This is a genomic window from Ponticoccus litoralis (assembly GCF_039769985.1).
GTDB classification, from domain to species: Bacteria; Pseudomonadota; Alphaproteobacteria; order Rhodobacterales; family Rhodobacteraceae; genus Ponticoccus; species Ponticoccus litoralis.
Map to the genome: position 1 here is coordinate 311896 of NZ_JBDNCH010000002.1, position 26012 is coordinate 337907.

Here is a 26012-nt window from a genome sequence, read left to right on the forward strand (position 1 = left end):
CCAGCACCAGCGGGATCAACGGCGCACGGGGCGCGGTCACGGTCAGCACATCGGCCACGGAGGCGGGCATTGGCACCAACGGCGCCACCGGCAGGTCCTGGGTCATTTCTTCGGGTCCTTCGGGTCTGTCAGGTCGGCGATCCGGGCGTTGACCCCAGTAATATCGCCAAGTCGTTCGCCCGCCGCGAGACGGTCCATGGTGCGGGCCACCCGGCCCTCGCGCGCCAGTCCGGCCTCTGCTTCGGCGGCGGCCTCGTCGGCGGGCATCACCACCACGCCGGAGGCATCGCCCAGCACGATGTCGCCCGGCAGCACGGGCACGCCACCACAGCTGACGGGTCGGTTCAGCGTGCCGCCCAGCTCCAGCCGCCGGGTGGTCAGCTGCGCGGGGCCGCGCGACCAGACCGGCAGGCCCTCTGCCAGGATCTCGGCCAGGTCGGTCACGGGGCCGTCGATGACCACCCCCGCCGCGCCGGCCATCTTCGCCGCCCGCGCCACCGCGCCGCCCGGGCAGGCAAAACGGTCATCGCCCAGCCGGTCGACGATCAGCATGTCGCCGGGGCGCAGCAGGCTGACGGCATGGTGCATCAGGGTCGAACACATGGCCGGCAGCGCCAACGTCACCGCGACACCGGCGCAGGCGGGCTGACGCGGGTCGAGGGCGCGGATGCCCCTATCCACCATGCCCGTCAGGCGCACATGGCCCAGTGTGGCGGTTTCGATCTTCTCCAGCGCCGTCAGCAGGGACGGATCCGCCGAGGCGGGCATCGGGTCGATACGGTAGCGGCTCATGCGGGGTCCTTTCCCGTGGCCGGAGCGGCCCGGAGATGTGCGACCAGGGCCGAGAGGCGGGTCACAAGGTCCTCGGTGATCGCGGCGCCCGCCTCTGCCGTGGCCCGGCTGGCATCACCGCCCAGCAGGCCGTCGGGCGCGATCTCTGCCGCGGTGACCGGCAGGTTCACCCGCAGCCCCTCGAAATCCGCGCCCGAGACACCGCGCAGCGGCAGGTCAAGAAGCTGCCCGCGCCGGTCCTGCGGGGGCACGTCCAGCGCCCGCGCCTCGCCCGGCAGCAGGTGCAGGGCAACCGAGGTGATCGGCTCGCCGCCATGGCCCTTCACCGGGGCCTCGCCGAAGTGATCCTTCAGCAGCGCGGCGGGAACCGAGGGCCAGAGATCGACCGAAGCCACCACCGCCCCCCGCTCTCGTCGCAGGGTCCGCGTGACCTGCGCAATCAGGGGCGCGTTGGTGGTATGGCCGTTGAGGATCAGCAGCCGGGTCAGCCCGTGATCGAGAAAGCTGGTCAGCATGTCGGTCAACAGCGCGGTGAAGGTATCCGCCCGGATCTGCATTCCGCCCGGGTAGTCGCGGAAGAAATCCGCGTAGCCAAAGGGCAGCGCCGGGGCCACCAGCGCCCCGCTGCGGCAGGCGATCCGTTCCGCCAGCGCTTCGGACAGGCGATAGTCGCCCATGGGCACATGCGGCCCCTGCCCTTCCTGCGAGCCGAGGGGCAACAGGATCACGGGGTTGTCGGCCAGCCGCCGCGCGGCCTCGGCCCGGGTCATGCGGGCCAGGTGCAAGGGGCCGCTCATGTCGGGGTTTCCTCCGGTTGGGAACAGTCCCGGGTCACGCGGGTAGCACGCAGCAGAGGCAGTCGGCGGATCGAGGAATTGACGTTCACCTCCCGCTCCAGCCGCATCTCGCCGCTGCGAAGCCAGAGGCGCAGCGTATCGCGAAAGGCCGTCTCCACGAAGGCACAGTCGAGGGTCAGGCAGCTCCAGCCCTCGGCATCGGGCACCGACCAGGCGGCCCAGGCGGCGACCCGGGCGCCGGGCGCGTCGAACTCGTAGGCGTGATGCAGGGCGGCGCCGCTGAGGGTCGTCATCCCCTCCTGCCGATGGCCCAGCCCGGCGCACAGGTCGTGCCGACCGCGCGCATCCTCGATCCCGAGGCGCAATGTCAGGCCGTCCTGCGCCAGCCGGATGCCGGTGACCCGCTGGTCATTCTCCTGCACCAGATAGAGCCCCTGCCAGCCCTCGGGTGCGGCGCCCGGGTTGCCCGGCGGCGCCGGCATCAGGTCCAGCCCGGCAATCCGCGGCGCAAGTTCCGCCCCGCGCCACTGGCCGAGGGCGGGGCGCAGATCCTCCTGGATCATGCGCTTCAGCCGACTGTCCTCGTCCTCCATCCCGGCGGTCACCGCGATCACGGCGCGTTCATTGGGAAAGACAAAACAGTTTTGTCCGAAAAGCCCGTTGGCCGAGTAGCTGTCATTCGGTCCGCGCCACCACTGGAACCCGTAGCCCTCGCGGCGTTCGGCCTCTGCCCCGTCGTGGCTTTCACCGGGGCCCAGGTAGGCCTCGCCGGTCAGCACGCCCAGCGACACGTCGCGCAGCTGCATGCCCGTGGCCGCCCGAACCCAGTCGCGCGACAGGATCTGCCGTCCCTGCCAGCATCCGTCCTGCAGGTGCAGGATGCCCAGCGACAGCAGGTCGCGGCTGGTACACCACAGCCCGTTGCCACCGCTGTTGATCCCTTCCGGGCTGAGGTCCCAGCGGATGCCGGCTGTCAGGCCCAGAGGATCGAAAACCCGCCGCCGCAGCAGATCGTGGCAGCTCCGCCCGGTCACCTTCTGCACGATGGCCGACAGGACGTAGCTGCAGGCGCTGTCATAGACGAAGACCTCACCGGGCGCATGCACCAGCGGCCGACGCAGGAAATCCGCGACCCAGCTCGTTTCCAGCTTGCGCCAGGCCCCGCCCGAGATGCCGTGCTCGTGGCCACTGGTCATGGTCAGCAGGTGGCGCAGGGTCATCGCCTCTATCCCCTCGGGAGCCACCGCGCGATGCTCAGGGAAGAAGTCGATCACCGGGGCGTCCAGGTTCAGCAGACCGTCGTCCCAGGCCAGCCCGACGGCCATGGCGGTAAAGCTCTTGGTGACCGAGTGCATCATGTGCAGCCGGTCGGGGCCGTAAGGGTCCCAATAGGCCTCCTGGATCAGGGCGCCGTCATGCCACACCAGCAGGCTATGCACCTCCAACCCCTCGGCGGCGATCCGATCCAGCAGGCGCAGCAGCACCTCCGGATCGGTACCATGGGCCTCGGGCGCGCATTTCGGCAGTCTATGCTGTCCACTCATGCGCCCGCCTCCGGCGCGGCGAACCGCCAGCTGAGCTCCACGCCCTCGCCACTGCGTTTCAGGGTCGGGATCGCCGAGAGCAGCGCGCGGGTATAGTCGCTCTCGGGCGCGTCGAAGATCCGGTTGCGCGGCCCCTCCTCCACGATCTCGCCGTCCCGCATGACGACCACACGGTCTGCCAGCTGTTCGACCACGCCCAGGTCGTGGCTGATGAAGAGGCACGAGAAGCCGTGGCGTTGCTGCAGGTCCGCCAGCAGGTCCAGAACCTGCGCCCGTACCGTCACGTCGAGCGCGGACACCGCCTCGTCCGCGATAACGAAATCGGGCTCGGATATGATGGCGCGGGCGATGGCCACGCGTTGCCGCTGGCCGCCCGACATCTCGTGCGGCAGGCGGTCCAGGTGCTCCTCCTCCAGCCCCACCTCCGCCACGATACGGCGGATCCGCTCGTCCTTTTCCTGCGCGCCGATGTCCATGTGATAGAGGGCCTCGGCCAGCGCACGCCGGATGGTGAAGCGCGGATCGAGAGAGCCGAAGGGATCCTGGAAGATCATCTGGCAGTTCAGGCGGAAATCCATCCACCCCTCGCTGCCCCGGGCGACCGGCTTGCCGCGAAACAGGATCTCGCCGCCACTATAGGGGATCAGGTGCGCCAGCGCGCGACCCAGTGTCGTCTTGCCGGAACCCGAGGCGCCGACCACCGCGACCACCTCGCCCCGCCGCACCGTCAGGCTGGCGCCTCTCAGGGCCAGCTTGCGATTGGCCCGCGACAGCAGCGCCCCGCGAGAGACATACTCGACCTTCAGGTCGCGCAGTTCCACCAGCGGCGTCTCGTCTTCGCCGAAGCTGCGCAGGGGCCCGCGTTCGGGCATCGCCGCCAGTAGCTTGCGGGTGTAGTCATGGGCCGGCTGCGCCAGGATCCGGCGCGTCTCGCCCTGCTCCACCAGTTCGCCCTGCCGCATCACCATGACCCGTTCGCAGTAGCGGGCGACCATGGGAAGGTCGTGACTGATCAGGATCAGCGCCGTGCCGTTTTCGCGCGTCATCTCCACCATCAGTTCCAGCACCTCGCGCTGTACCAGCGCATCCAGCGCCGTCGTCGGTTCATCCGCAATCAGAAGCGCGGGTTTCAGCAGCATGGCCGAGGCCAGCATGATCCGTTGCCGCATCCCGCCCGAGAACTCGTGCGGGTAGTCGTTCAACCGGTCGGCGGGCGACGGGATGCCCACGCGCTCCATCATTTGCAGAATGCGGGCGCGCCGCCCCGCCGTGCCAAGCTTCGTGTGGCTCCGCAGCGGTTCGTCCAGCTGCCGCCCGATGGTCATCGACGGGTTGAGCGAGGTCATCGGTTCCTGAAAGACGATAGCCACGTCCTCCCCCCGCATCTTGCGTCGCTCCCGCGGGGACATCTGCGCGATGTCCCGACCGCGCAGGCGGATGGTGCCGCCGCGCCCGACGATGCCGCCGGGCTGCAAGCCGATGATGGCGCGGCCCAGCATGGTCTTGCCCGAGCCGGATTCCCCGACGAGTCCCACCATCTCACCCGGGCGGATGTCGAAACTGACGCCGCGCACGATGCGGTTCTCGGGCAGGCTGGCGATCCCCAGTTCAAGCGCCTCGACGCTCAGAAATGTGTCTTGATCGGTCATCACAGGCCTTTCATGCGCGGGTCGAAACGGTCGCGGACGTAGTCCCCGAAGAGGTTGATGCCGAGCAGGGTCAGCGCGATGCAGAGCCCCGGGAAAATCCCCAGCCAGGACGCCTGGGACATGTAGGGGCGTGCGCCGGCCAGCATGTTCCCCAGGTGGGCGCCGGCGGCGGCACGCCCAGGCCAAGGAAGGACAGCGCGCTTTCCGTCAGCAGGACCGAGCCGAACATCGACGTCGCGATGACGATCACCGGCGCCAGGCAGTTGGGGATCACGTGGGCCCGCAGGGTATAGCCGACAGGATGGCCCATCAGGCGCGAGGCCTCGATGAACTCCTGCTCCCGCAGGGACATGACCGCGCCGCGCACCACGCGGGTCACGGTGGGCATGTAGGCCAGCCCGAGGGCCGAGGATCACGCCCCAGATGTTGGCGCCGAGGATCGACAGCAGCGCCAGCGCCAGCAGGATCGAGGGAAAGGCCAGCAGCGTGTCGGTCAGCAGCATGACGGCGCGGTCGATCCAGCCGCGCGCATAGCCCGAAAGCGCGCCCAGCACGATGCCGAAGGTCACCGCGAAACTGACGGTCAGCGCCGAAATGGTGACCGAGGTCCGCGCCGCCGCCATTAGGCGGGACAGCACGTCACGCCCGTATTCGTCGGTGCCCAGCCAATGCGCCGCACTGGGCGCCTGAAGGCGCGCGCGCAGGTCCAGCGCCAGCGGATCATAGGGCGTCCAGAGCCAGCCAAGCAGGGCGGAGAGAAGGAAGAAGGCGATCAGCAGACCGCCGAAATACTTGTTGGTACGGCCAAGGTTCATGTGGTCTTCACCCTCGGATCGAAGAGCGGATAGCAAAGGTCGACGATCAGGTTCACGACGACGTAGGTGACGGCAACAAACAGCAGGCAACCCTGCAGCACCGGGTAGTCCCGGCCATAGATCGACTCCACGATCAGCCGGCCCAGGCCCGGGATGGTGAAGACCGTCTCGACGACGGCCACGCCGCCCAGCAGGTTGCCCAGGATCAGCCCCAGCAGGGTCGAGGTCGGCCCGAAGGCATTGCGGAAGACGTGCCGGCGCAGCACCTGCCCCTCGGTCAGACCCTTGGCGCGGGCGTGGGTCACATAATCCAGCCGCAGCACGTCGAGCGTCGAGGCCCGCGACATCCGCACCAGGATCCCGCATTCATGCAGCACCAGGACGGCGACCGGCATCACGAGGTAAAGCACCCCTGCCCCGAAGTCCTCGAAGGGCGAGACATAGCCCAGCACCGGCAACCAGCCGAGGTTCAGGCCGAAGAGCAGCAGCAACATCAGCCCCATCCAGAAGGTCGGGATCGACATCAGCGCCGTGGCGCCCACGACCACACCCAGGTCGAAGGCCGAGTTCTGCCGCCAGGCCGCCAGCATGCCGAGCGGCACGGCCAGCACGGTGGCCAGCCCGACTGCCACCAGCACCAGCTGCGCGGTGATGGCAAAGCGTTGCAGCACCAGCGGCAACACCGCCTCGCCGGTGGTGATGGAGCGGCCCAGGTCGCCCTGGAACGCCCCTTGCAGCCACATCAGGAACTGGACCGCGATCGGGCGGTCCAGCCCCAGTTCTTGGCTCATGGCCGCGTAAGCCGCATCGTCGACATTGTCGCCGAGCATCAGGCTTACGGGATCCCCGGGGATCAGCCGGATCAGCGTGAACACCGCCAGCGATACGAGGAAAAGGGTGGGTATCGCGGAGACGAGCCGCGACAGTACAAATCTGGTCATTTTGGTCCCCGGAGGTCCTGTCGGATCAGTCAGTTACTTCTCGACGCTGACGCCCCAGAGGCGCGCAAAGCCGTTCCAGGTGCTGTAGCCCTGCACGTAGTCGGCGTTCACCGAAACGGTCAGGTTGTTGGCCAGCATCACGAAGGGCATCTGATCGAGGTAAAGCTCATGCAGCTCGTCGAAGAGCGCCTGGCGCGCCTCACCGTCGGGGGTCTGGAGCGTCTCGTCCACCAGCTCGATGGCGCGGGGGTCGTCCCAGATGGCGCTGCCGCGGTCCTCCTTGCTGTCGACGACGGCGCTGTAGGCCAGAACCGGGTCGGCGCGGTTGGAGTAGTTGAAGGCCGACATCTGGAAGCTGCCGGAGCGGAAGCGATCCAGCTGGGTGGCCCATTCCAGAACCTCGATCCGGGCGTTGACGCCGGCCATCTGCAGCATCGCCTGGGCCAGCACCGCAACATTTTCGTTGATCGGGTTGCGGCGGTTGGTCTGGATCACCAGCTCCTGCCCATCATAGCCCGCGGCCTCCAGCAGCGCGGGCACCTCGCCCGGGGCATAGCCCACGCCCCGGTCATGCACCGCGCTGTGGTAGAGAGAGCTGATCGGCACCAGCGAGGCATTGGGCGTGCCCAGTCCGTTGGTCGCCACATCCACCAGCTGCGGGATGTCCAGCGCCCCGGCCACCGCCTGGCGCATCTCGGTCGAAGACAGCACCGGGTCCTCGGTCTGCATCAGCAGGGTGATCATGCCGCCGTGGGGGGCGGATTTCACCACGAAGCCGTCTTCTTCCTGCAGTTCGGCCGCCTCGGCGGTCGACAGGTAGGGCACCACGTCCAGGTCGCCGCCGCGCAGGGCGGCGACGGCGGTGGCACGGTCCGGTGTCACCACCAGGTTGACGGTCTCGACCATGGCTTCCTTGTGCCCGGCGAGGCCGTCGGCCTCCCCATCAAGAGGCTGGTAGTCCGCGAATTTCTCCAGCGTGACATTCTGGCCGCGCCGCCAGTCGGCGAAGACGAAGGGCCCGGTGCCTATCGGATGATCCCAGTCGCCCTCGGCGGTGAAACTGTCGGGGTGAGTCACCGCCATGCCGCCGCATTGCGACTGTGCCGCATACTTCAGGAACATCGCGTCCGGCTCTGCCAGGTGATCACCACCGTCTTCGCGTCCGGTGCCTCGATCGAGGTGACGGCCGCGCCCCGGCTGCCGTCGAAGAAGCCCGTGCAGTTGAAGTCGGGGGCCGCGAGCATGGCTTCCCAGCTCTGCTTCACCAGATCGGCGGTGACCGGCGCGCCGTTGTGGAAGATGCGGCCCTCGCGCAGGGCGAAGCTGTAGACCGTGCCATCGTCGGACACGGTCCAGCTCTCGGCCAACATCGGCACGATGTCGCCCCGCTCACCGATGGCGAACAGCCCCTCGGCCACGTTCAGCGCCACCATGTCCGACAGCGCGTCTCGGTTCACGCCGGGACGCGAACTGCGGATGTCCGAGGAGAGCTGGACGTTCAGGGTCTGCGCTGCGGCCCCGCCTGCGGCCAGAGCTGCCATGAGGCCAAGGGCCGAAGCGCCGATGCGGTTTCCAAGTCTCATTCTGTCACTCCCTGTCAGGATGTCTCTGCATTGTTTTTTATCGCCACATAATACAATATGGGAATCGACCTCGGGTCAAACGAAAAGTTTTCACCGCTTTTCAGGGCCTTGGCCAAAGGGGGCCGCCGGTCCCCCGGTCGCGGTGACCCCGGGGCATAGCAGGAAACAGGGGCGAAGGCCCCACTCAGAGACAAGGATTCCCATGAAGATCGCGATGCTTCAGATGAACTCGCGGGACGACAAGCTGCGTAATCTCGACACCATCGAGGCGCTGTTCCGCACCCATATCACCCCGGGCGAGGTCGACCTGGTGGTGGCGCCCGAATACGCCACCTTCCTCGGCGGCAGCAGGGAGGCCCAGTGGGCCGCAGCCGAGATCCTGCCCGACGGCGAGGCCTACCGCGCCATGCAGTCGCTGGCGCGCAGCTACCGCACCACCTTCCACGCCGGCTCCTTGCTGGAGGCCGCAGGCGGGCGCTACTACAACACCAGCGTCACCTTCGGCCCCGACGGCACCGAGATCGCGCGCTATCGCAAGATCCACCTCTTCGACGTCGAAACGCCCTCGGGCCATGTCTTCCGCGAATCCGACGTGATTGACCGGGGTGACACCGTCACCGGCTACAGCGTGGCGGGCCGCCGCGCGGGCTGTGCCATCTGCTATGATCTGCGTTTCGCCGAGCTGTTCCTGGCCCATATGCGCGACGGCTGTGACCTGATCGTCCTGCCCGCAGCCTTCAACATGGAAACCGGCAAGGACCACTGGGAATGCATGCTGCGCACTCGCGCGATCGAGACGCAGTCCTACGTGCTTGCCCCGGCCCAGGTCGGTGCTCACGCGGAACCGGCGGGCGAGCGCGCCTGCTATGGCAACTCCATGGTGATCGACCCCTGGGGCGCCGTCATCGCCCGGGCCTCGGCCCAGACCGGCGTCACCTTTGCCGAACTGGACTTCGACTATCTCGACCGGGTGCGCACCACCCTGCCCTCCAACACCCACCACGTGATGGCATGATGATGAATTCCTTCGCTTTCTGGATGAGCACACCAAACCTGGACCTGCTGGAAATAGCCGCCGATGCCGGCTTCCGCAGGGTGGTTCTGGACATCGAACACAATGGCTACGACGCCGACCGGCGCGAGGCGCTGGTGGTCGCGGCGCGCGGCCTGGGCCTTGCGGTCTGCGCCAAGATCGAAGCGCCAGAGCCGGTCTGGGTGCAGCGCGCCGTAGACCTGGGCGTCGACGCGGTGATCCTGCCCCACGTAGGTCGTCTGGCCGAGGCGGAGGCCGCCACGGCCGCCTGCAAGTTCCCGCCCCTTGGGACCCGCAGCTACGCCGCCGGTCGGTCCGCGCGCTTCAAGGCGCCAGACGACGACTACTTCGCCCGCCAGAACCGCGAGGTTCTCTGTCTGCCGATGATCGAGACGGCCGAGGCCTTCGACGACGCCGAAGCGCTGCTGGCCAGCCCGCTGGTCGACGGGATCTTCGTCGGCCCCTTCGACCTGGCGCTGACCCGGGGCCGCGCGACCTATGGCTTCGTCGATGGGGACCGGGCCGACATCGCCCGGCTCGCCGGGCTGGCACAGGCTGCGGGCAAGCCCTGGTGGATGCCGACCTGGCGGCCCGAGGAACAGGCCTTCGTCCGCGACCACGGGGCGGCCGTGCGTGTCGTCGCCGCTGAGCACCAGCTATTGTCGCTGGGGCTCAAGCAGGTGCTGGACACCCTCGTATACTGACAAAGACGGCGGCGCAGGCAAGCTTTCTGCCTGCCCGCCACCAACCTCACAAATGGGCTTTTTGCTCCAATTCGGTGTTTGATCCCACGGTTTGATGGTGTGATCCACTCGCAGGAATGGCAGGAAGCACTTTGGGACAAGTTCGTCAGGGCTGCGCCACGCACTGTCACCCGGCAGGCGATTTGCAAGGCAAATCTGCCGAGAGGGCACGCACGCCGTCAGAGCAGCAATACAGCGATCGCAAGCTTCGACCGCGGCGCTGAGCCGGGAACTCGGGATCAATCCGAAGACAGCTTCGGCGTCTTTCTGCCCCTCGCAGGCATCTCGACCGTCGAACAAAGCAAGGAAAGCGCCTTTGACATCAAGGCGACGGGCCGCCTGAACCGCCACTATGTCGCGCTGCTGTAGGACAACCCTGCTGGATGTCACTGAGAACTGACCGCAGGCTGCATATGGGCAAACGTCAGGTACAGAAGAAGGTTGAGGCCATCCGGGAAGCCATCGGCGTCTTGTCCTGAACAAACCGTCTCGTGCCGCATGGGGGGCGGTACACCGCCGCGACACAGCTGGCCCATGCGGGCGTCGATATACGCGACATCCAGGCCGTGACCGGCCACAAGACGCTCTCGATGGTTCAGAAACATACCGCTCAGGCGAACCAGAAAGCAGTTGCCAGAAGGGCGCAGACGGCACGCGAACAGAGCGAAAACGAAACAGGAAAGTGCTAACAAAGTGCCAAACTCAGTAGCCCGATCTATGCGCAGCGTTTCCAGCCCAGCAACTTTACCTTGAAATCAAAATGGTGCGGGTGGAGGGACTTGAACCCCCACGCCTTGCGGCGCCAGAACCTAAATCTGGTGCGTCTACCAATTTCGCCACACCCGCACGTGAAGCGCTGTCTAGCAAAGCCTCAGGCCCGGTGCGAGAGGAAAAATCAGCTCAGAAACCACAGGACATTTACCCGGCGTTGTCATATGCTGTGTCAAAAATCGAGGCAGACAGATACAGGACGACGCCAATGGAACCGAAAACGGTCCGGCGTGACGACGGGGCTCTTCCCGCGCGCCATATCGAGTCCGATCAGGCTTTGAACACGCTTGTCGCCGGCACCGTGGTGCTGACGCTCGAGGGCGCCTTGCCGGTCGAATTCATCAATCCCGGGGATCGCGTGATCACCCGCGACAGCGGCATGGCCGTGGTCAGGCAGGTGCGGCGCCGATTGCGCAGCATGCGGGCGGTCAGCATCCGCGCCGGTTCGCTGGGAAATGCCCGGCCAGACCAGGACATCACGCTTTCCGCCAGCCAGGAAGTCCTGGTCCGCGACTGGCGGGCACCGATGCTTTTCGGGGCCTCGCAGGCGCTGATCCCGGTCGAGCGGCTCGTCGACGGCGAGTTCATTCGCCTTCTCGGGGTGATCGAGGTCGAGACCGTGGAACTGGTCTTCGACGCGGCACATATCCTCTATGCCGACGGGCTGGAACTGGCCTCTGCCGCCGCTGTTCCGGCCTGACGGGCCGCACCGACCCTTCGCCCGACACCCATCGCGCCATGGCAGGGCCGGTGAAACAAGGATGCCGGGCCTGATCTTGTCAGCCCGGCGCGTTACAGGCAGAGAGACCGGAAGACCGCCGGGATCTGGTCCGGCAGGTCCTCGGCAATCAGCCCGGGGCCAAAGCTGCGCGCTGCTTCGACATGCACCCAGGCGGCGGCCCCTGCCGCCTGCGTCGCGCATAGCCCACGCGCCAGAAGACCGCAGATCATGCCCGCCAGCACATCCCCCGCGCCCGCCGTGGCCAGCCAGGGCGCCGCGCGGTCCGATCCCGCATCGCTGAGCCAGACCGGCCCCTCCGGCGCGGCGATCACCGTCTCGGCGCCCTTGAACAACACGGTGCAGCCCGCCCGGCGCGCCGCCGCCCGGCAGGCCGCGATCTTCGTGAACCCACCCGCCTGCAGATCCCTTGAGATATCCGGGAAAAGCCGGGCAAACTCGCCCCCGTGCGGGGTCAGGACACAGTCCGCGTGCAGCATCTTGAACAGCGCGTCGGGGCTGCGCTGGAACCGCGACAGGGCGTCGGCATCCAGCACCGTGGCCCGCCGCGCCGAAAGCGCGATTTTCACCAGTTCGCCGGTCGAACCGCCCGTGCCCAGCCCCGGCCCGAGACAGAGCGCGTTGAGGCGCTTGTCCTCCAGCACCTCGGCCAGACCGGCGGCGCCGTCCAGCCCGCGCAGCATGATGGCGTTCAGCTGCATGGCATTCTCCGCCACCGCTCGCAGCGGGCAGCCCAGCGTCACCAGCCCGGCACCGATCCGCAACGCCGCCCGGGCCGCCAGCCGCGCCGCGCCACCCGCACCCGGGGGGCCCGCCAGCACCAGCGCATGGCCATGGTCGTATTTGTGCTGATCGGCCCGCTTCGACAGGTCCGGCAGCGTTTCGCGGGTAAGGGATCTGACGTCCATGCGCGCTCCGTGTCTCTGGCGCCCGTTAGAGCCCAATATCCTTGACGATCAGTTTCCCGCAGGCGGCAGGACCATGGCCCGCCAGGTGACCGGCCTTCGGACGATGGAAGGTCACCGTCATATTGGCCAGGATGCAGGAATCGAGCGGGGTCTCCTGCCCGTATCCCGGGTATTCTCCCGTGTCGGCATCCATGCCGCTTGGCACGTCGATGGACACCACACCGGGAAAGCGGCTGTCGCGCGGCGAGGCCGCAGCCCACAGGTTGAGTGCCCTCTGCGTCCGGCTAGAGGCTTTGGAAAGGGCGGGTCAGCCCGATCCCGAAGATCGCGTCGACGGTCACATCCACGCCCGGATTGTCCCCGGCGTAGCCCTCCATGTGCGCATCCGTCAGGCCGGACACGGGGCCCATCCGGCGCCAGCGGTCGCAATTGACCTTGGCATCCGGCGGCAGCCGATCCGCGTCCCCCAGAAGCAGCACCTCGACCTGCCAGCCAAGGCCCGCCAGCAGCCGGGCGACCACGAAACCGTCACCGCCGTTGTTGCCCGGTCCGCACAGAACCAGCGCGCGGCGCCTGTCGGGCCAGTGCTCCAGAATCGCCTCGACGACCCCCTGCCCGGCCCGTTCCATCAGTTCCAGACCGGTCACCCGCCCGCTTTCCATCGCGGCATGTTCCACCGCCCGCATCCCGGCTGCCGTCAGAACCTCGGTCATCGGTTCGCCCCGTCGATTCAATTTTGCCCGCATTTTGGGCGATCTGCCTATTGTTTAGTCGCGCCGGATTTTTCACTCTCGGCTGGGCGGCAGGTTACACCCTATCGGATTGTGGTGGCGATGGGGAAATGGTCTGCCAGAGACAACTTAGAGACACCGAGGAGGGGCCATTCATGAAGAAGGTCGAAGCAATCATCAAGCCGTTCAAGCTGGATGAGGTCAAAGAGGCGCTGCAAGAGGCCGGCATCCAGGGCCTGTCGGTGGTCGAGGTAAAAGGCTTCGGTACCGTCAGAAGGGCCATACCGAGCTGTATCGCGGCGCCGAATACGTGGTGGATTTCCTGCCGAAGGTGAAGATCGAGATCGTGCTGGACGACGATCAGGTCGATAGCGCCATCGAGGCGATCATCGCCGCCGCCAAGACCGACAAGATCGGCGACGGCAAGATCTTCGTGAGCGGAGTCGAGCAGGCCATCCGCATCCGCACCGGCGAGACCGGCTCGGACGCCCTGTAACCCCCCCAAAAAACACCCGCGAAACCACGGTTTCCTGCGAAAACACCAATTTTCTGACAAAAGAGGACGAAGGAATGAGCAAAGACGCTGTTCTGGCCATGATCAAGGACGAGGACATCGCCTATGTCGATATCCGCTTTACCGACCCGCGCGGTGCGCTTCAGCACGTGACGATGGTTGCGGATCTGGTCGACGAGGATTTCCTCGAGGAAGGCCTGATGTTCGACGGCTCGTCGATCGCCGGCTGGAAGTCGATCGAAGCCTCGGACATGAAACTGATGCCCGACACCGACTCGGCCTACATCGACCCCTTCTATGCCGAAAAGACCCTGTGCCTGCACTGCTCGGTCGTCGAACCGGACACCGGCGAAGCCTATGAGCGCGACCCGCGCGGCACTGCCGAGAAGGCAGAAGCCTACCTGAAGGCCTCGGGCATCGGTGACGCCTCTTACTTCGGCCCCGAAGCGGAATTCTTCATCTTCGACGACGTCAAGTATTCGGTCGCGCCGAACAAGGTCTCCTTCGAGGTCGATGCCGACCACGCGGCATGGAACACCGACGCCGATTTCGAAATGGGCAACCTCGGCCACCGTCCGACCTTCAAGGGCGGTTACTTCCCGGTGAACCCGCGTGACGACGGTCAGGACATCCGCTCCGAGATGCTGTCGACGATGAAGCGCATCGGCATGAAGGTCGACAAGCACCACCACGAAGTGGCGACCTCGCAGCACGAGCTGGGCCTGATCTTCGGTTCGCTGACCAAGCAGGCGGACGAGCTGCAGAAGTTCAAGTACATCATCCACAACGTCGCGCATGCCTATGGCCGCTCGGCCACCTTCATGCCGAAGCCGATCAAGGGCGACAACGGCTCGGGGATGCACGTGAATATGTCGATCTGGAAGGACGGCAAGCCGCTCTTCGCGGGCGACAAATACGCCGACCTCAGCCAGGAAGCGCTGTATTTCATCGGCGGCATCCTGACCCACGCCAAGGCGCTGAATGCCTTCACCAACCCCTCCACCAACAGCTACAAGCGCCTGATTCCCGGCTTCGAAGCCCCGGTTCTGCGCGCCTACTCGGCCCGCAACCGGTCGGGCTGCGTGCGTATTCCGTGGACGGAAAGCCCCAAGGCCAAGCGCGTCGAGGCCCGCTTCCCCGATCCGGCGGCGAACCCCTACCTGTGCTTCTCGGCGCTTCTGATGGCCGGTCTGGACGGCATCAAGAACAAGATCGACCCGGGCGAGGCGATGGACAAGAACCTCTACGACCTGCCGCCGGAAGAGCTGGAAGGCATCCCGACGGTCTGCGGTTCGCTGCGCGAGGCGGTCGAGGCGCTCAAGGCCGACCACGAGTTCCTGCTGGCCGGCGACGTCTTCACCAAAAGCCAGATCGAAGGCTATCTCGAGCTCAAGATGGACGAGGTCGTCGCCTACGAGCACACGCCGCACCCGGTGGAATACAGCCTGTACTACAGCTGCTGATCCACAGGCGCAGCACCGATACGGAAAAGGGCGTCCCGCGCGGGCGCCCTTTTGCGTCCCGACACCCCGGTCCGATGCCGAAAGGTCGGCGCGGGGGCCTCGGTGGCGCAAGGCGGCCCCGCCGCCTGCCGATCCGCTAAAAGGCACACGGCGGCCCCGCCCCACCCATCCCGCGGCACAGTCCATCGGCAGGGTGACGCCGGGGCCACTGGCGCCGGGCAACATTGCTATTGGACGTTGCGATTTGGCCCGCTACCCTTTGAGCAACAAGTCAATCCGGAGTTACCGATGCGTCGTATTCTATCCGCCGTCTGCCTGTCCCTGGTCACCGCCGCCCCTGCCTGGGCCGCGAGTTGCATCACCAGCCAGGGCGCCTTCAACGGCTACAAACAGGCCTTCGGCCAGCAAGCCGCCGCCAGCGGCGTTGGCCAGCGCGGCCTTCAGGCGCTGGCGGGCACGCAGCTGTCCGGCATCACCTGGCGCTTCGAGTCCCAGCCCTCCAGCCAGACCGGCGTGTCCTACGGCGACCCGGCGCAGTTCCTTGCCAAACGCACCGGCGGCTCTGCCCAGTCTTTCGTGAACACCGCCCGCTCGCGGATGGAGCGCAACGCCGGGCTCTTCAACTCGATCGAACAGCGCTATGGCGTCCCGGGCAGCATCCTTGCGGTGATCTGGGGGCTCGAAACCTCCTGGGGCGGCTACACCGGCAAGACCAACATCGTGTCGGGCGCGGTCACGCTGGCCTCTTACTGCCGCCGCCATCCGCGGTTCGAACCGCATGCGGTCGCGGCCCTGCAGCTGGTGGATCGCGGCGTGATCAACGCCGGCACCCAGGGCGGCCCCTCCGGAGAACTGGGCCACATGCAGTTCCTCGCCGGAAACTGGATGCGCTACGGCGTCGACGCCAATGGCGACGACCGCGCCGATCCCTACAATGCCACCGACGCGCTGGCCTCTGCCGCCAACATGCTGCGTCAGCACGGCTGGCAGGCCGGGCAGCCCTTCGGCCCCGGCACGCGCAACTTCAAGGTGCTGTCCGCCTGGAACGACAGCGGCAACTACCAGCGCGCCATCGCCTATGCGGCGGAGCAGATGGGCCGCTGAGCCCATATCGCCATCCGGTATCCCAAGCGGCGCGCCCTCCCCGGCGCGCCGTTTCACGTTTGGTTAACCAATGCGGTCGAACCGGATGACGATTACACGCAAAATTGCGCGATTTTGCCCCGAAGAAACCAAGTTCGGCGGGCATACCCTCGGCAAAGCGGCGCGTTCCGCCGCGAGGAGGTCGCATGATCACAATCGAGCATCCCTATGCCGGGCTCATTCTGCCAGACGCTTCGGACCTTGATCCGGCCCCCTACCTGAAGGCCGCGACCATCAGCCTTGCCCGTCAGGAGCCCGGGTGCCGCCCCCGGATCGATTCTGGCAAAAGTGCGGTCATCGGTACGGGATTTCGGCATCGTCGTCACCCCGCAGGAAGACAGCGACTACGGCCCCCGCGTGCTGATAGAGGTCATCGCGGCGGATGGCGGCCCGCCCGAAGACGAAATGGCGGCGCGCATCCTCTCCGATACCGTGCTGCTGGCGCTGAAGACCTCCGAGGCGGATATCCTCGAATGGTACGCGCCCGACGTCCTGATCGACCGCGAGGATTTCATCCGCCTGCAAAGCTACGTCTCGCCGCGCCGCGCCCCGTCCGCACCGGACCCCGCAGAGGACGCGGACCTGCCCGACAGCCTGCGCGCCATGCTGGCACCCGACCCGGCACCGGCGGAGGATCAGGACCGCCCCGCCACAACCGACCGGCTGGCGCAATACCGCATCCGGGTAGAGCAGACAGGTCCGCAGGATCGCCGTATCACGTCGGCGCGCTGGCTGAAGACCGGTGCGATGGGCCTGCTTTCGGCGCCGCTGGCGCCCGTTCGCTTCGTCGTCGGCCTGTATCGCGGCATGGATATCCGCCTTGTCTCGCGGGCGCTTGCGGTGACGATGCTCTTCGTGGCGCTGTACAACACCGACCGCCTGCAAACGGTTCTGTACCAGCTCGCGCACTGACGAGGGCCCCTCGCGCCGGAGGCAGAGAGGGAGGCACTGGGGACGGCCCTGCGCTTATCGGCAAGCCCGGGGACACCCGGCACGCCCCGGTGCTCCGGGCTATCCCGGATGCCGCGCCCGACCCCGGCCAGAAGGCCAGTCGCGGTCAGAGCTGTAACGTTCTTCAACAGCCGGTCCATCCGCCTCACCATCGCGTGACGCCCTGCTTCGCAGGCTTGTGACATGCCACCGGCAAAGACAGTGTGAAGGCCCGCATCCGAAGGACCCCGCCATGCCCACCGAACGCGTCACCTTCACCGGACATTCCGGCGACCGCCTTGCCGCCCGGCTCGACCTGCCCGAGGGGCCGCATCTGGCCACGGCGCTGTTCGCCCATTGCTTCACCTGCGGCAAGGATATCGCGGCGGCGCGGCGCATCTCGGCCCGGTTGGCGGCCATGGGCTTTGCGGTGCTGCGCTTCGACTTCACCGGGCTGGGCCATTCGGGGGGCGAATTCGCCAATACCACCTTCCGCTCGAACGTCGCCGATCTGGGTGCGGCGGCGGAATACCTGACGGCCCGCGACATGCCGCCGGGACTGCTGATCGGGCATTCGCTGGGCGGCGCGGCCATGCTGCGGGCGGCGCGCCACATCGCCTCGGCCGGGGCGGTGGTCACCATCGGCGCGCCCTTCGACCCCGACCATGTCACCCGGAACTTTGCCGAGGCGCTGGAGACGATCGAGCGCGACGGCGCCGCAGAGGTCGATCTGGGCGGGCGCCCGGTCACCATCGGGCGGGATTTCGTCCGGGATGTGCAGGGGCAGGCCCTTGCCGAGGACATCGCTCACCTGAAACGCGCCCTGCTGATCCTGCACGCGCCGCGCGACAGCGTTGTGGACATCTCGAACGCAACCCGGATCTTCACCACCGCCCGCCACCCGAAAAGCTTCGTCACGCTTGGCGATGCCGATCACCTCGTCAGCGCTGCCGAGGACGCCGAATATGCCGCCGGGGTGATCGCCGCATGGTCCGGGCGCTATCTGGACCTGCGCCGCCCCGCCCCGCCCGTGGGCGCCCCCGAGGGCGTGACCCGCGTGACAGAGGCCGACCCGGGCGGCTTTTTGCAGGACGTGCAGAACGGGCCGCATCACCACATGGTCGCCGATGAGCCCGAAGCCTACGGCGGCACGGATCGCGGGCCTTCGCCCTACGGCTTCCTTTCGGCGGGTCTGGGGGCCTGCACCTCGATGACGATCCGGATGTATGCCCGCCGCAAGGGCTGGCCGCTGGAGGGCGTCAGCGTCGATGTCCGCCACGACAAGGTGCATGCGCAGGATGCGGGCACCGCGCAGGACACGCGCATCGACCGGTTCACCCGGCGGATCACGCTGGAGGGGCCGCTGACGGACGACCAGCGCGCGCGCCTGCTGGAGATCGCCGACCGCTGCCCCGTGCACCGGACGCTGGAGGCGGGCGCGCATATCACCACAGAGCTGGCCTGATCCACTGCGCGGCGCAGCCGGCCCGCGCAACTGGTCAGAACGACTGGCCCGAACGACTGGCCCGAACAGCCAACCTGAACGAAAAACGGCGCCGCAGCTTTCGCCCGGCGCCGTCCGTAACGGGTATCGGTAGCGTCAGCCGCGCGCGCGGCCGATCAGCTTCCACGCGGCGGGCAGGATCAGCGCCGCCAGCGCCAGCTTGACGAAGTCACCCAGCAGGAAGGGCGTCAGACCCCATGCCAGGATCGGCTTGTCAAAGCCGTAAAGCATGCCCAGCCAGATCAGGCCCGGGATGTAGAGCACCACGTTGCCCAGCAGCATCGCGCCCGCCATCTTGGGGGCCGACCGGTCCCAGCCCCGGCGCGCCAGCACGCCCATCAGGCCCACGGCGATGACGTAGCCCAGCAGGTAGCCGCCGGTGCCGCCCATCATGTACTCGATGCCGTTCAGGTCGGCGGTGGAGCTTTGGAAGATGTCAAAGCCCAGCATGCCGAGGATCATGTAGCCCATGATCGTCGCCAGCCCGAGACGCGCGCCATAGGCGGCGCCGACGGTCAGCACGGCGAAGGTGCCCATGCCCATCGCGACCGGCGAGCCGGGGACCGGCACCTTGATCTTGGCCATCACGGCCAGGAAGGCGATGCCCGCCACGAAAAGTGCAACCTGCTTCACGCGCAGCGCGGTTCCCTCATTGGCGCCGAAGGCCTCGGCCAGCACGTTGCGGTTCATTGTCAGGTTCATGGGAGCCCCCGTCCTCTGTTCAAGCGTTTCAGTGTTTGTGCCCGACTTGCTGCATTGCCGCAAGCGGCTTGCCCGGCAATTGCGCAAATCCTGCAAAGCGTACAGTTTGCAAAGTCGGCCCCGGGCGGGCGCCGGGGCGGGTGTCCCGCGCCCTGCCCGCGCGCGCCCTGCGGGACGGGCGCAAAGAAAAACGGCCCGCCCACTGGGGGCGGACCGCTCGGGTCTTTCAGGGGGGCGGCGGTCTTGCCCCGCCCCGCAGGCCTCAGCCCAGCTTGGTCAGCAGGTCGCCGATCGACTGCTTGGCATCGCCGTAGTACATCCGCGTGTTGTCCTTGAAGAACAGCGGGTTCTCGATGCCCGAGTAGCCGGTGCCCTGCCCACGCTTGGACACGAAGACGGTCTTGGCCTTCCAGACCTCCAGCACCGGCATGCCGGCGATGGGGCTGTTGGGATCGTCCTGCGCGGCGGGGTTCACGATGTCGTTCGAGCCGATGACGATGACGACGTCCGTCTCCGGGAAGTCCTCGTTGATCTCGTCCATCTCCAGCACGATGTCGTAGGGCACCTTGGCCTCGGCCAGCAGCACGTTCATGTGCCCCGGCAGACGGCCCGCGACCGGGTGAATGGCAAAACGCACCTCTTTGCCCTGCCCACGCAGCTTGCGCGTCAGTTCGGCGACGTTCTGCTGTGCCTGCGCCACCGCCATGCCGTAGCCCGGAACGATGATCACCGAGTCCGCCTCTTCCAGCGCCTGCGCCACGCCGTCGACGTCGATGGCGACCTGTTCGCCCTCGATCTCCGCCGCCGGACCCGCCGCGCCGCCGAAGCCGCCGAGGATCACGCTGACAAACGACCGGTTCATCGCCTTGCACATGATGTAGGACAGGATCGCACCCGAAGAGCCGACCAGCGCGCCGACCACGATCAGCAGGTCGTTGCCCAGGCTGAAGCCGATGGCCGCCGCCGCCCAGCCGGAATAGCTGTTCAGCATCGAGACCACGACCGGCATGTCGGCGCCGCCGATGCCCATGATCAGGTGGTAGCCGATAAACAGCGCCGCCAGCGTCATGAGGAACAGCGGGAAGAAGCCGCCGCTGCCCATGTACCAGAACAGGCACAGAACCGAGAGACCCGCCGCGCCCGCGTTCAGCAGATGGCCGCCCGGCAGTTTCGTGGCCGCCGAGGTCACCTTGCCCGCCAGCTTGCCGAAGGCAATGACCGAGCCGGTGAAGGTGATGGCGCCGATGAAGATGCCGAGGAAGAGCTCAACCCGCAGGATGTTGACCTCGACCGAGTCCTTCTTGGCGATCAGCGCCGCGAAGCCTTCAAGCGACTTGCGCGCGGTTTCGTCCATGGCCAGCACGCGGCCCAGTTCGAAATGCGCGTTGAAGCCCACGAAGACCGCCGCGAGGCCGACAAGCGAGTGCATGGCCGCCACAAGCTGCGGCATCTCGGTCATCTGGACACGCTTGGCGACGACGAAGCCGATGGCCCCGCCCGCCGCGATCAGGATCAGCGAGAGCAGCCAGAAGCCAGAGCCCGGGCCGATCAGCGTGGCAAAGACCGCAAGGCCCATGCCGACGATGCCGTACCAGACGGCCCGCTTGGCGCTTTCCTGCCCCGAAAGGCCACCCAGCGACAGGATGAAGAGGACGGCTGCGACCACGTAGGCCGCTGTCGTGAAACCGAAATCCATGTGTCTGTCCCCTCCCTTACGACTTCTGGAACATGGCGAGCATGCGCCGTGTCACGAGGAAGCCGCCGAAGATGTTGATCCCGGCCATGAAGACCGACAGGGCCGCCAGCAGGATCACGAGGAAGCTCCCCGATCCGATCTGCATGAGCGCGCCAAGGATGATGATCGACGAGATGGCGTTGGTGACGGCCATCAGCGGCGTGTGAAGCGAGTGCGAGACGTTCCAGATCACCTGGAAGCCCACGAAGACCGACAGCACGAAGACGATGAAGTGCTGCATGAAGCTGGCCGGGGCGACAAGGCCCACCGCGAGCAGCAGGCCACCGCCCACCGCCAGCAGGGTCACCTGCTGCACGGTCTGCGCCTTGAAGGCGGCAACCTCGTTGGCGCGCTTTTCCTCGGGCGTCAGCTCCTTGGCCTTTTCCTTCGGCTTCTGGGCCGCGATGGCCTTCACCTTGGGCGGCGGGGGCGGCCAGGTGATCTCTCCCTTGTGGGTCACGGTCGCGCCGCGGATCACGTCGTCGTCCATGTTGTGGTTGACCTCGCCGTCCTTGTCGGGCGTCAGATCGGTCATCATGTGACGGATGTTGGTCGCGTAAAGCGTCGAGGACTGCGTCGCCATGCGGCTCGGGAAATCCGTGTAGCCGATGATGGTCACGCCATTCTCGGTCACGACCTTCTCGTCCTTGACGGTGCCCTCGACGTTGCCGCCGCGTTCTGCCGCGAGGTCGACGATGACCGATCCCGGCTTCATCGCCTTGACCATGTCCTCGAGCCACAGCTTGGGCGCGTCGCGGTTGGGGATCAGCGCGGTGGTGATGACCACGTCGATCTCGGGGGCGAGTTCACGGAACTTGGCCAGCTGCGCTTCGCGGAATTCAGGCGAGGACACAGAGGCATAGCCACCGGTGGCGGCGCCGTCGGTCTGTTCTTCCTCGAAGTCGAGGTAGACGAATTCGGCGCCCATCGACTCGACTTGCTCGGCCACTTCGGGGCGCACGTCGAAGGCGTAGGTGATCGCGCCCAGCGAGGTCGAGGTGCCGATGGCGGCAAGGCCCGCCACACCGGCGCCGACCACCAGAACCTTGGCCGGGGGCACCTTGCCCGCCGCCGTGATCTGGCCGGTGAAGAAGCGGTCGAAGTTGTTGCCCGCCTCGATCACCGCGCGGTAGCCCGCGATGTTGGCCATGGACGACAGCGCGTCCATCTTCTGCGCGCGGCTGATGCGCGGCACCATTTCCATCGCGATGACCGACGCGCCCGAGGCCTTGGCCTTTTCCAGACCAGCCTCGTTGCCGCCGGGGTTGAAGAAGGTGATCAGCGTCTTGTCCGCGCTCAGGCGGCCCAGTTCCTCATCCGTGGGAATGCGCACCTTGGCGATGATGTCGGACTTTGCCCACAGGGTGTCGGCATCGGCGACGACCTCTACCCCGGCTGCCGCGTAATCTGCATCTGAGAAGCCGGCCTTTGTGCCAGCCCCGGCCTGAATCAGACAGTCGTGGCCCAGCTTCTGCAATTGCCGGGCCGAGTCGGGCGTCATCGCCACCCGGTTCTCACCGGCCTCGACCTCTGTTGGTGTCCCGATTCTCACGTGTTTCATCCCCCTCGTTCAGGAATTCCTGCGTCTCGCGCTTTCTGCATCGCAGCACGCACATAGGATGTACAATCCCCCAAGGGGGTGCACAACCGTCGCGCCGCTCTAGACCATACCGCGACGGAAAGTTAAAGCCATCGTCGCGTTTGTTGCGCATACCGTGTGTACTGGGCAACAAACTTTCGCCGTAGCCGCACCTCTTCCTGCGCGATAAATCGACGCTCCACCACCCAGACGAAGATCGGGATCAGGGGCAGCGCCAGCACCGCGTCCCAGTACAGCACCATCCCCGCAAGGATCATCGAATCGCCAAGGTAGATGGGATTCCGCGTGCGGCTGAAGATGCCCGTTGTGACCAGCCGGTCGGCCTCTCGGTGCGGGATGACCGTGGTGCGCTGGCGGCGCATCTCGGTCACCGCAAGCGCCGCCAGAAGCAGCCCGCCCCCGACCAGAAGCCCGCCCAGCAGGTCCGCCCAGACCGGGCCGAAGGAGCCGACGGGCAGGACGGTCTTCTGGACCCAGGCCAGCGACAGGAAAGCCGCCAGCCAGACCGGCGGCATGTCGAGCCATTTCATCAGCATTCTCCCCGCATTGCGGCGCAAGGGTGACCTGCGGCGGCGCGGCGCGCAACGGCTGCCGATGTCGCACGGGGCGGCCCGGGGCCGATGCGCCATGCCCCCCGGGGCCGCCGCCCCTCTGCCTCTGCGCGCCCCGACCACAAGGCCAACGGCCCCTTGGACGCCCGGCACCTGTCGGTCTATGGTCGCCCGCACCCCCGCCGCCCCATGGCGCGGCGCAAACAGGATACAGGCCCCATGACCGACTTCACCACCACACGCAGGCTTTTCGACATCCCGCAGGGGCTGGTCTATCTCGACGGCAACTCGCTGGGGCCCCTGCCCCGCGCCGTGCCCGAGCGCGTTGCCCGGACGGTGACAGAGCAGTGGGGTCCGCATCTGATCGGCGGCTGGAACGCCTGCGGCTGGATGGACCAGCCGCGCGCACTGGGGGACCGGATCGGGCGGCTGATCGGCGCCCGGCCGGGGCATACGGTGATCGGCGACACCCTGTCCATCAAGGTGTTTCAGGCGCTGGCGGCCGCCGTGGCCCTGAACCCCGGGCGAAACGTGATCCTGTCGGACACCGGCAATTTCCCGACCGACCTCTACATGGCCGAAGGGCTGATCAAGCTGCTTGGGCCGGACTATCGCCTGCAACTGGCGGACCCCGAGGCGCTGGAGGATGCGATCACCGAAGAGACCGCCGTCGTTCTGGTGACCGAGGTCGACTACCGCACCGGGCGGCGCCACGACATGGCGCGGCTGACCGCCACCGCCCATGCCCGGGGCGCCCTTGCGATCTGGGATCTCGCGCATTCCGCCGGGGCCTTCCCGGTCGACGTGACCGGCGGGAACGCCGATTTCGCGGTGGGCTGCACCTACAAGTACCTCAACGCCGGTCCCGGCGCGCCCGCCTTCATCTCTGTCGCGGCCCGTCACGCGGACCACGTTGAACCGGCGCTGGCCGGGTGGCTGGGTCACGATGCGCCCTTCGCCTTCGAACAGGGCTATCGCCCCGGCGAGGGCGTGGCGCGGATGCGGGTCGGTACGCCGCCGGTCCTGCAGATGGCCGCGCTCGACGCCGCGCTCGATGTCTGGGAGGGGGTGGACATGACGGCGCTGCGGACCCGGTCGCTGGCGCTGGCCGACCGCTTCATCGCGGCGGTCGAGGCCGCCTGCCCCGCGCTGACGCTGGCCACCCCGCGGGCGCATGACCAGCGCGGCTCGCAGGTGTCGTTCCGCCACCCCGAGGGCTATGCCATCATGCAGGCGCTGATCGCGCGCGGCGTCGTCGGCGACTTCCGCGCCCCCGACATCCTGCGCTTCGGCGTGACCCCGCTGTATATCGGCGAGGCCGAGATCGACCGCGCCGCCGAGGTGCTGGCAGAGGTGATGGACGGTGCGCTGTGGGACCAGCCCGAGTACCGGGCGCGCAAGGCGGTGACCTGAGCCTGCCACGGCGCCTGCGGGCGGGCCGTCTGCGCGCCGGTCGGCTTGCCGCCCGGCGCGCCTGCCGCCCACCCCGGTCGGTGGCGCCACCGCCCCCCGCCATCGCCGCCGGTCAGGTCCGCAGACGGCCCGCCCCGAAGGCGCTGAGCGCCAGCAGGACGGCGGCGGTGGCAAGGCAGGCCGGCAGGCCGCCGATCTGGTAGCTGAGCCCCGACAGCAGCGTGCCCAGCAGGCGCCCCGCCGCATTGGCCATGTAGTAGAAGCCCACGTCCATCGTCACCCTCTCGCCCTTGGAAAAGGCAAGGATCAGGTAGCTGTGCAGCGCCGAGTTCACCGCGAAGAGCGCGCCGAAGAGCAGCAGCCCGGCGATGATCGTCGCGGTCAGCCAGGGCGCCGGATCCCCGGCCAGCGCGACCAGCGCGGCCAGCAGCACCGGCACGACCGTCAGCGACAGCGCCCAGCCGCGCGCGGCGGCGGCGATCTCGGCCTCGGGGCGGCTTGCCGCCCCCAGCGCCCTGGGCGCCCAGGCCTGCACGGCGCCGTAGAGGATCGTCCAGACCGCCATGAAGCTGCCGATGGTGAAGAAGGCGGCACGGTTGCCCGCCTCCGACCCGTCGGAGAGGACGGCGTAGAAATAGACCGGGATGCCCACCACGAACCAGACATCCCGGGCGCCGAACAGGAAGACCCGCGCGAAGGACAGCCAGTTGACATTGCGGTCGGTGGAAAAGACCGAGGCGAACTTGACCCCCTTGCTGCCGCCCGGCAGCCCCGGGGGCATGCGCAGCGCCACTGCCGCCAGCACAACAGCCAGCACGGCGGCCATGCCGAGGATCGCGGGCACGAAACCCGCCGGGGCCAGCAGCGCGGCGCCCAGCAGGAAGCCGCAGCCCTTCACCGCGTTCTTCGAGCCGGTCAGCACCGCCACCCAGCGGAATAGCCCGCCCTGCCCCACGGGTGCCAGCAGCTTCACCGCCGACTTGGCGGACATCTTCGACAGGTCCTTGGCCACCCCCGACAGGCCCTGCACCACCATGACATAGACGACAGAGGCCCCGAGCGCCCAGCCGGGATCAAGCTGCGCCAGGGCCAGCAGCGCCACGATCTGCAGGGACAGCCCGGCGTAAAGCGTCGCGGTCAGGCCGAAGCGCGCCGCGATCCAGCCCGCCGAAAGGTTCGTCACGATGCCCGCCAGTTCATACAGCAGGAAGAGATAGGCCAGCTGCACCGCCGAGAAGCCCAGCGTGTGGAAGTGCAGCAGCACCAGCATGCGCAGCGCCCCGTCGGTCAGCATGAAGGCCCAATAGGCGGCGGTCACGGCGATATAGGCCGACAGGCCTTCGGGGCGGTGGGCGGTGCGGGTCTGGGTCATCTGTCCTGTCATCCTGATGGGCGGCAACCTGGCGCGCCC

20 protein-coding genes, 1 tRNA gene and 4 pseudogenes are annotated in these 26012 nt (G+C 67.4%); 11 read left to right on the forward strand and 14 right to left on the reverse strand.

Annotated features, from left to right (window positions below; all coding sequences use genetic code 11):
• Positions 1-102: 102 nt before the first annotated feature.
• From ABFB10_RS02565 to ABFB10_RS02595, 7 genes and pseudogenes are all read right to left on the reverse strand, one after another.
• A complete protein-coding gene (locus ABFB10_RS02565; RefSeq protein ID WP_347165247.1) occupies positions 103-792 on the reverse strand; it encodes an RraA family protein in 690 nt (229 codons plus the stop codon).
• Positions 789-1589: a creatininase family protein gene (locus tag ABFB10_RS02570; RefSeq protein WP_347165248.1), complete on the reverse strand. Its 801-nt coding sequence runs from the start codon at positions 1587-1589 to the stop codon at positions 789-791. The genes ABFB10_RS02565 and ABFB10_RS02570 overlap by 4 nt, the downstream gene beginning before the upstream one ends.
• Complete coding sequence (locus ABFB10_RS02575; RefSeq protein WP_347165249.1) at positions 1586-3133, reverse strand: serine hydrolase domain-containing protein; 1548 nt, start codon at positions 3131-3133, stop codon at positions 1586-1588. Before ABFB10_RS02575 ends, ABFB10_RS02570 begins: the two co-directional genes overlap by 4 nt.
• Positions 3130-4782 carry a dipeptide ABC transporter ATP-binding protein gene (locus tag ABFB10_RS02580; protein ID WP_347165250.1) on the reverse strand — a complete coding sequence of 551 codons (1653 nt, stop codon included), beginning with the start codon at positions 4780-4782 and terminating at the stop codon, positions 3130-3132. Before ABFB10_RS02580 ends, ABFB10_RS02575 begins: the two co-directional genes overlap by 4 nt.
• Positions 4782-5597, reverse strand: coding sequence for an ABC transporter permease (locus ABFB10_RS23935; protein ID WP_430522985.1), 816 nt, complete (start codon positions 5595-5597; stop codon positions 4782-4784). The genes ABFB10_RS02580 and ABFB10_RS23935 overlap by 1 nt, the downstream gene beginning before the upstream one ends.
• Positions 5594-6538: an ABC transporter permease gene (locus ABFB10_RS02590; protein ID WP_347165252.1), complete on the reverse strand. Its 945-nt coding sequence runs from the start codon at positions 6536-6538 to the stop codon at positions 5594-5596. The genes ABFB10_RS23935 and ABFB10_RS02590 overlap by 4 nt, the downstream gene beginning before the upstream one ends.
• A 33-nt stretch (positions 6539-6571) precedes the next feature.
• Positions 6572-8121: pseudogene (locus ABFB10_RS02595) on the reverse strand (ABC transporter substrate-binding protein).
• Positions 8122-8323: 202 nt separating this feature from the next.
• Here ABFB10_RS02595 and ABFB10_RS02605 point away from each other — a divergent pair.
• The 4 genes and pseudogenes from ABFB10_RS02605 (at position 8324) to ABFB10_RS23945 (ending at position 10586) form a co-directional block, all read left to right on the forward strand.
• Positions 8324-9136, forward strand: a complete 813-nt coding sequence (locus tag ABFB10_RS02605) for a carbon-nitrogen hydrolase family protein (protein ID WP_347165257.1) — start codon at positions 8324-8326, stop codon at positions 9134-9136.
• 23 nt (positions 9137-9159) lie between these two features.
• Positions 9160-9858 (forward strand): aldolase/citrate lyase family protein, encoded by a 699-nt coding sequence (locus tag ABFB10_RS02610; RefSeq protein WP_347165258.1) that lies wholly within the window; start codon positions 9160-9162, stop codon positions 9856-9858.
• Positions 9859-10146: 288 nt separating this feature from the next.
• Positions 10147-10263: pseudogene (locus ABFB10_RS23940) on the forward strand (type IIL restriction-modification enzyme MmeI); the annotation flags it as partial.
• A 125-nt stretch (positions 10264-10388) separates the two neighbouring features.
• Positions 10389-10586: a tyrosine-type recombinase/integrase gene (locus tag ABFB10_RS23945; RefSeq protein WP_430522986.1), complete on the forward strand. Its 198-nt coding sequence runs from the start codon at positions 10389-10391 to the stop codon at positions 10584-10586.
• Positions 10587-10658: 72 nt separating this feature from the next.
• On the opposite strand, the gene ABFB10_RS02620 is transcribed toward ABFB10_RS23945, so the two are convergent.
• Positions 10659-10743: transfer RNA gene (locus ABFB10_RS02620), tRNA-Leu, on the reverse strand.
• Between the two features lie 133 nt (positions 10744-10876).
• On the opposite strand from ABFB10_RS02620, the gene ABFB10_RS02625 reads away from it, so the two are divergent.
• Positions 10877-11368: a Hint domain-containing protein gene (locus tag ABFB10_RS02625; protein ID WP_347165260.1), complete on the forward strand. Its 492-nt coding sequence runs from the start codon at positions 10877-10879 to the stop codon at positions 11366-11368.
• Positions 11369-11460: 92 nt separating this feature from the next.
• Here the strand turns inward: ABFB10_RS02625 and ABFB10_RS23950 are convergent.
• Positions 11461-13028: pseudogene (locus ABFB10_RS23950) on the reverse strand (NAD(P)H-hydrate dehydratase).
• A gap of 173 nt (positions 13029-13201) precedes the next feature.
• Between ABFB10_RS23950 and ABFB10_RS02645 the strand changes: the two are divergent.
• The 5 genes and pseudogenes from ABFB10_RS02645 (at position 13202) to ABFB10_RS02665 (ending at position 18561) form a co-directional block, all read left to right on the forward strand.
• Positions 13202-13542, forward strand: a pseudogene (locus tag ABFB10_RS02645) (P-II family nitrogen regulator).
• Positions 13543-13616: 74 nt separating this feature from the next.
• Positions 13617-15023, forward strand: coding sequence for a type I glutamate--ammonia ligase (glnA, locus tag ABFB10_RS02650; RefSeq protein WP_347165264.1), 1407 nt, complete (start codon positions 13617-13619; stop codon positions 15021-15023).
• 288 nt (positions 15024-15311) lie between these two features.
• Positions 15312-16127 carry a lytic murein transglycosylase gene (locus ABFB10_RS02655; protein WP_347165265.1) on the forward strand — a complete coding sequence of 272 codons (816 nt, stop codon included), beginning with the start codon at positions 15312-15314 and terminating at the stop codon, positions 16125-16127.
• A 327-nt stretch (positions 16128-16454) separates the two neighbouring features.
• Complete coding sequence (locus ABFB10_RS02660; RefSeq protein WP_347165266.1) at positions 16455-17078, forward strand: hypothetical protein; 624 nt, start codon at positions 16455-16457, stop codon at positions 17076-17078.
• A 271-nt stretch (positions 17079-17349) separates the two neighbouring features.
• Positions 17350-18561, forward strand: coding sequence for a bifunctional alpha/beta hydrolase/OsmC family protein (locus ABFB10_RS02665; protein ID WP_347165267.1), 1212 nt, complete (start codon positions 17350-17352; stop codon positions 18559-18561).
• Positions 18562-18696: 135 nt separating this feature from the next.
• Here ABFB10_RS02665 and ABFB10_RS02670 read toward each other — a convergent pair whose 3' ends face one another.
• From ABFB10_RS02670 to ABFB10_RS02685, 4 genes are all read right to left on the reverse strand, one after another.
• Positions 18697-19302 carry a biotin transporter BioY gene (locus ABFB10_RS02670; protein ID WP_347165269.1) on the reverse strand — a complete coding sequence of 202 codons (606 nt, stop codon included), beginning with the start codon at positions 19300-19302 and terminating at the stop codon, positions 18697-18699.
• A 262-nt stretch (positions 19303-19564) separates the two neighbouring features.
• On the reverse strand, positions 19565-20998 hold the full coding sequence (locus tag ABFB10_RS02675) for an NAD(P)(+) transhydrogenase (Re/Si-specific) subunit beta (protein WP_347165270.1): 1434 nt from the start codon (positions 20996-20998) through the stop codon (positions 19565-19567).
• A 16-nt stretch (positions 20999-21014) separates the two neighbouring features.
• Positions 21015-22589, reverse strand: a complete 1575-nt coding sequence (locus tag ABFB10_RS02680; protein ID WP_347167914.1) for a Re/Si-specific NAD(P)(+) transhydrogenase subunit alpha — start codon at positions 22587-22589, stop codon at positions 21015-21017.
• 131 nt (positions 22590-22720) lie between these two features.
• Positions 22721-23167 carry a methyltransferase family protein gene (locus ABFB10_RS02685; RefSeq protein ID WP_347165271.1) on the reverse strand — a complete coding sequence of 149 codons (447 nt, stop codon included), beginning with the start codon at positions 23165-23167 and terminating at the stop codon, positions 22721-22723.
• A gap of 240 nt (positions 23168-23407) precedes the next feature.
• On the opposite strand from ABFB10_RS02685, the gene kynU reads away from it, so the two are divergent.
• On the forward strand, positions 23408-24601 hold the full coding sequence (gene kynU, locus ABFB10_RS02690; RefSeq protein ID WP_347165272.1) for a kynureninase: 1194 nt from the start codon (positions 23408-23410) through the stop codon (positions 24599-24601).
• A gap of 112 nt (positions 24602-24713) precedes the next feature.
• Here the strand turns inward: kynU and arsJ are convergent, their stop codons facing one another.
• Positions 24714-25973: an organoarsenical effux MFS transporter ArsJ gene (gene arsJ / locus ABFB10_RS02695; protein ID WP_347165273.1), complete on the reverse strand. Its 1260-nt coding sequence runs from the start codon at positions 25971-25973 to the stop codon at positions 24714-24716.
• Between the last annotated feature and the right edge of the window lie 39 nt (positions 25974-26012).

Bases quoted from the DNA above. Each gene is read 5' to 3' on its own strand.
- ABFB10_RS02625 (WP_347165260.1), top strand. From the start codon at position 10,877: ATGGAACCGAAAACGGTCCGGCGTGACGACGGGGCTCTTCCCGCGCGC.
- kynU (WP_347165272.1), top strand. From the start codon at position 23,408: ATGACCGACTTCACCACCACACGCAGGCTTTTCGACATCCCGCAGGGG.
- ABFB10_RS02575 (WP_347165249.1), bottom strand. From the start codon at position 3,133: ATGAGTGGACAGCATAGACTGCCGAAATGCGCGCCCGAGGCCCATGGT.
- ABFB10_RS02685 (WP_347165271.1), bottom strand. From the start codon at position 23,167: ATGAAATGGCTCGACATGCCGCCGGTCTGGCTGGCGGCTTTCCTGTCG.
- ABFB10_RS02655 (WP_347165265.1), top strand. From the start codon at position 15,312: ATGCGTCGTATTCTATCCGCCGTCTGCCTGTCCCTGGTCACCGCCGCC.
- glnA (WP_347165264.1), top strand. From the start codon at position 13,617: ATGAGCAAAGACGCTGTTCTGGCCATGATCAAGGACGAGGACATCGCC.
- ABFB10_RS23935 (WP_430522985.1), bottom strand. From the start codon at position 5,597: ATGAACCTTGGCCGTACCAACAAGTATTTCGGCGGTCTGCTGATCGCC.
- ABFB10_RS02565 (WP_347165247.1), bottom strand. From the start codon at position 792: ATGAGCCGCTACCGTATCGACCCGATGCCCGCCTCGGCGGATCCGTCC.
- ABFB10_RS02590 (WP_347165252.1), bottom strand. From the start codon at position 6,538: ATGACCAGATTTGTACTGTCGCGGCTCGTCTCCGCGATACCCACCCTT.
- arsJ (WP_347165273.1), bottom strand. From the start codon at position 25,973: ATGACCCAGACCCGCACCGCCCACCGCCCCGAAGGCCTGTCGGCCTAT.
- ABFB10_RS02570 (WP_347165248.1), bottom strand. From the start codon at position 1,589: ATGAGCGGCCCCTTGCACCTGGCCCGCATGACCCGGGCCGAGGCCGCG.
- ABFB10_RS02665 (WP_347165267.1), top strand. From the start codon at position 17,350: ATGCCCACCGAACGCGTCACCTTCACCGGACATTCCGGCGACCGCCTT.
- ABFB10_RS02670 (WP_347165269.1), bottom strand. From the start codon at position 19,302: ATGAACCTGACAATGAACCGCAACGTGCTGGCCGAGGCCTTCGGCGCC.
- ABFB10_RS02675 (WP_347165270.1), bottom strand. From the start codon at position 20,998: ATGGATTTCGGTTTCACGACAGCGGCCTACGTGGTCGCAGCCGTCCTC.
- ABFB10_RS02610 (WP_347165258.1), top strand. From the start codon at position 9,160: ATGAGCACACCAAACCTGGACCTGCTGGAAATAGCCGCCGATGCCGGC.
- ABFB10_RS02605 (WP_347165257.1), top strand. From the start codon at position 8,324: ATGAAGATCGCGATGCTTCAGATGAACTCGCGGGACGACAAGCTGCGT.
- ABFB10_RS02580 (WP_347165250.1), bottom strand. From the start codon at position 4,782: ATGACCGATCAAGACACATTTCTGAGCGTCGAGGCGCTTGAACTGGGG.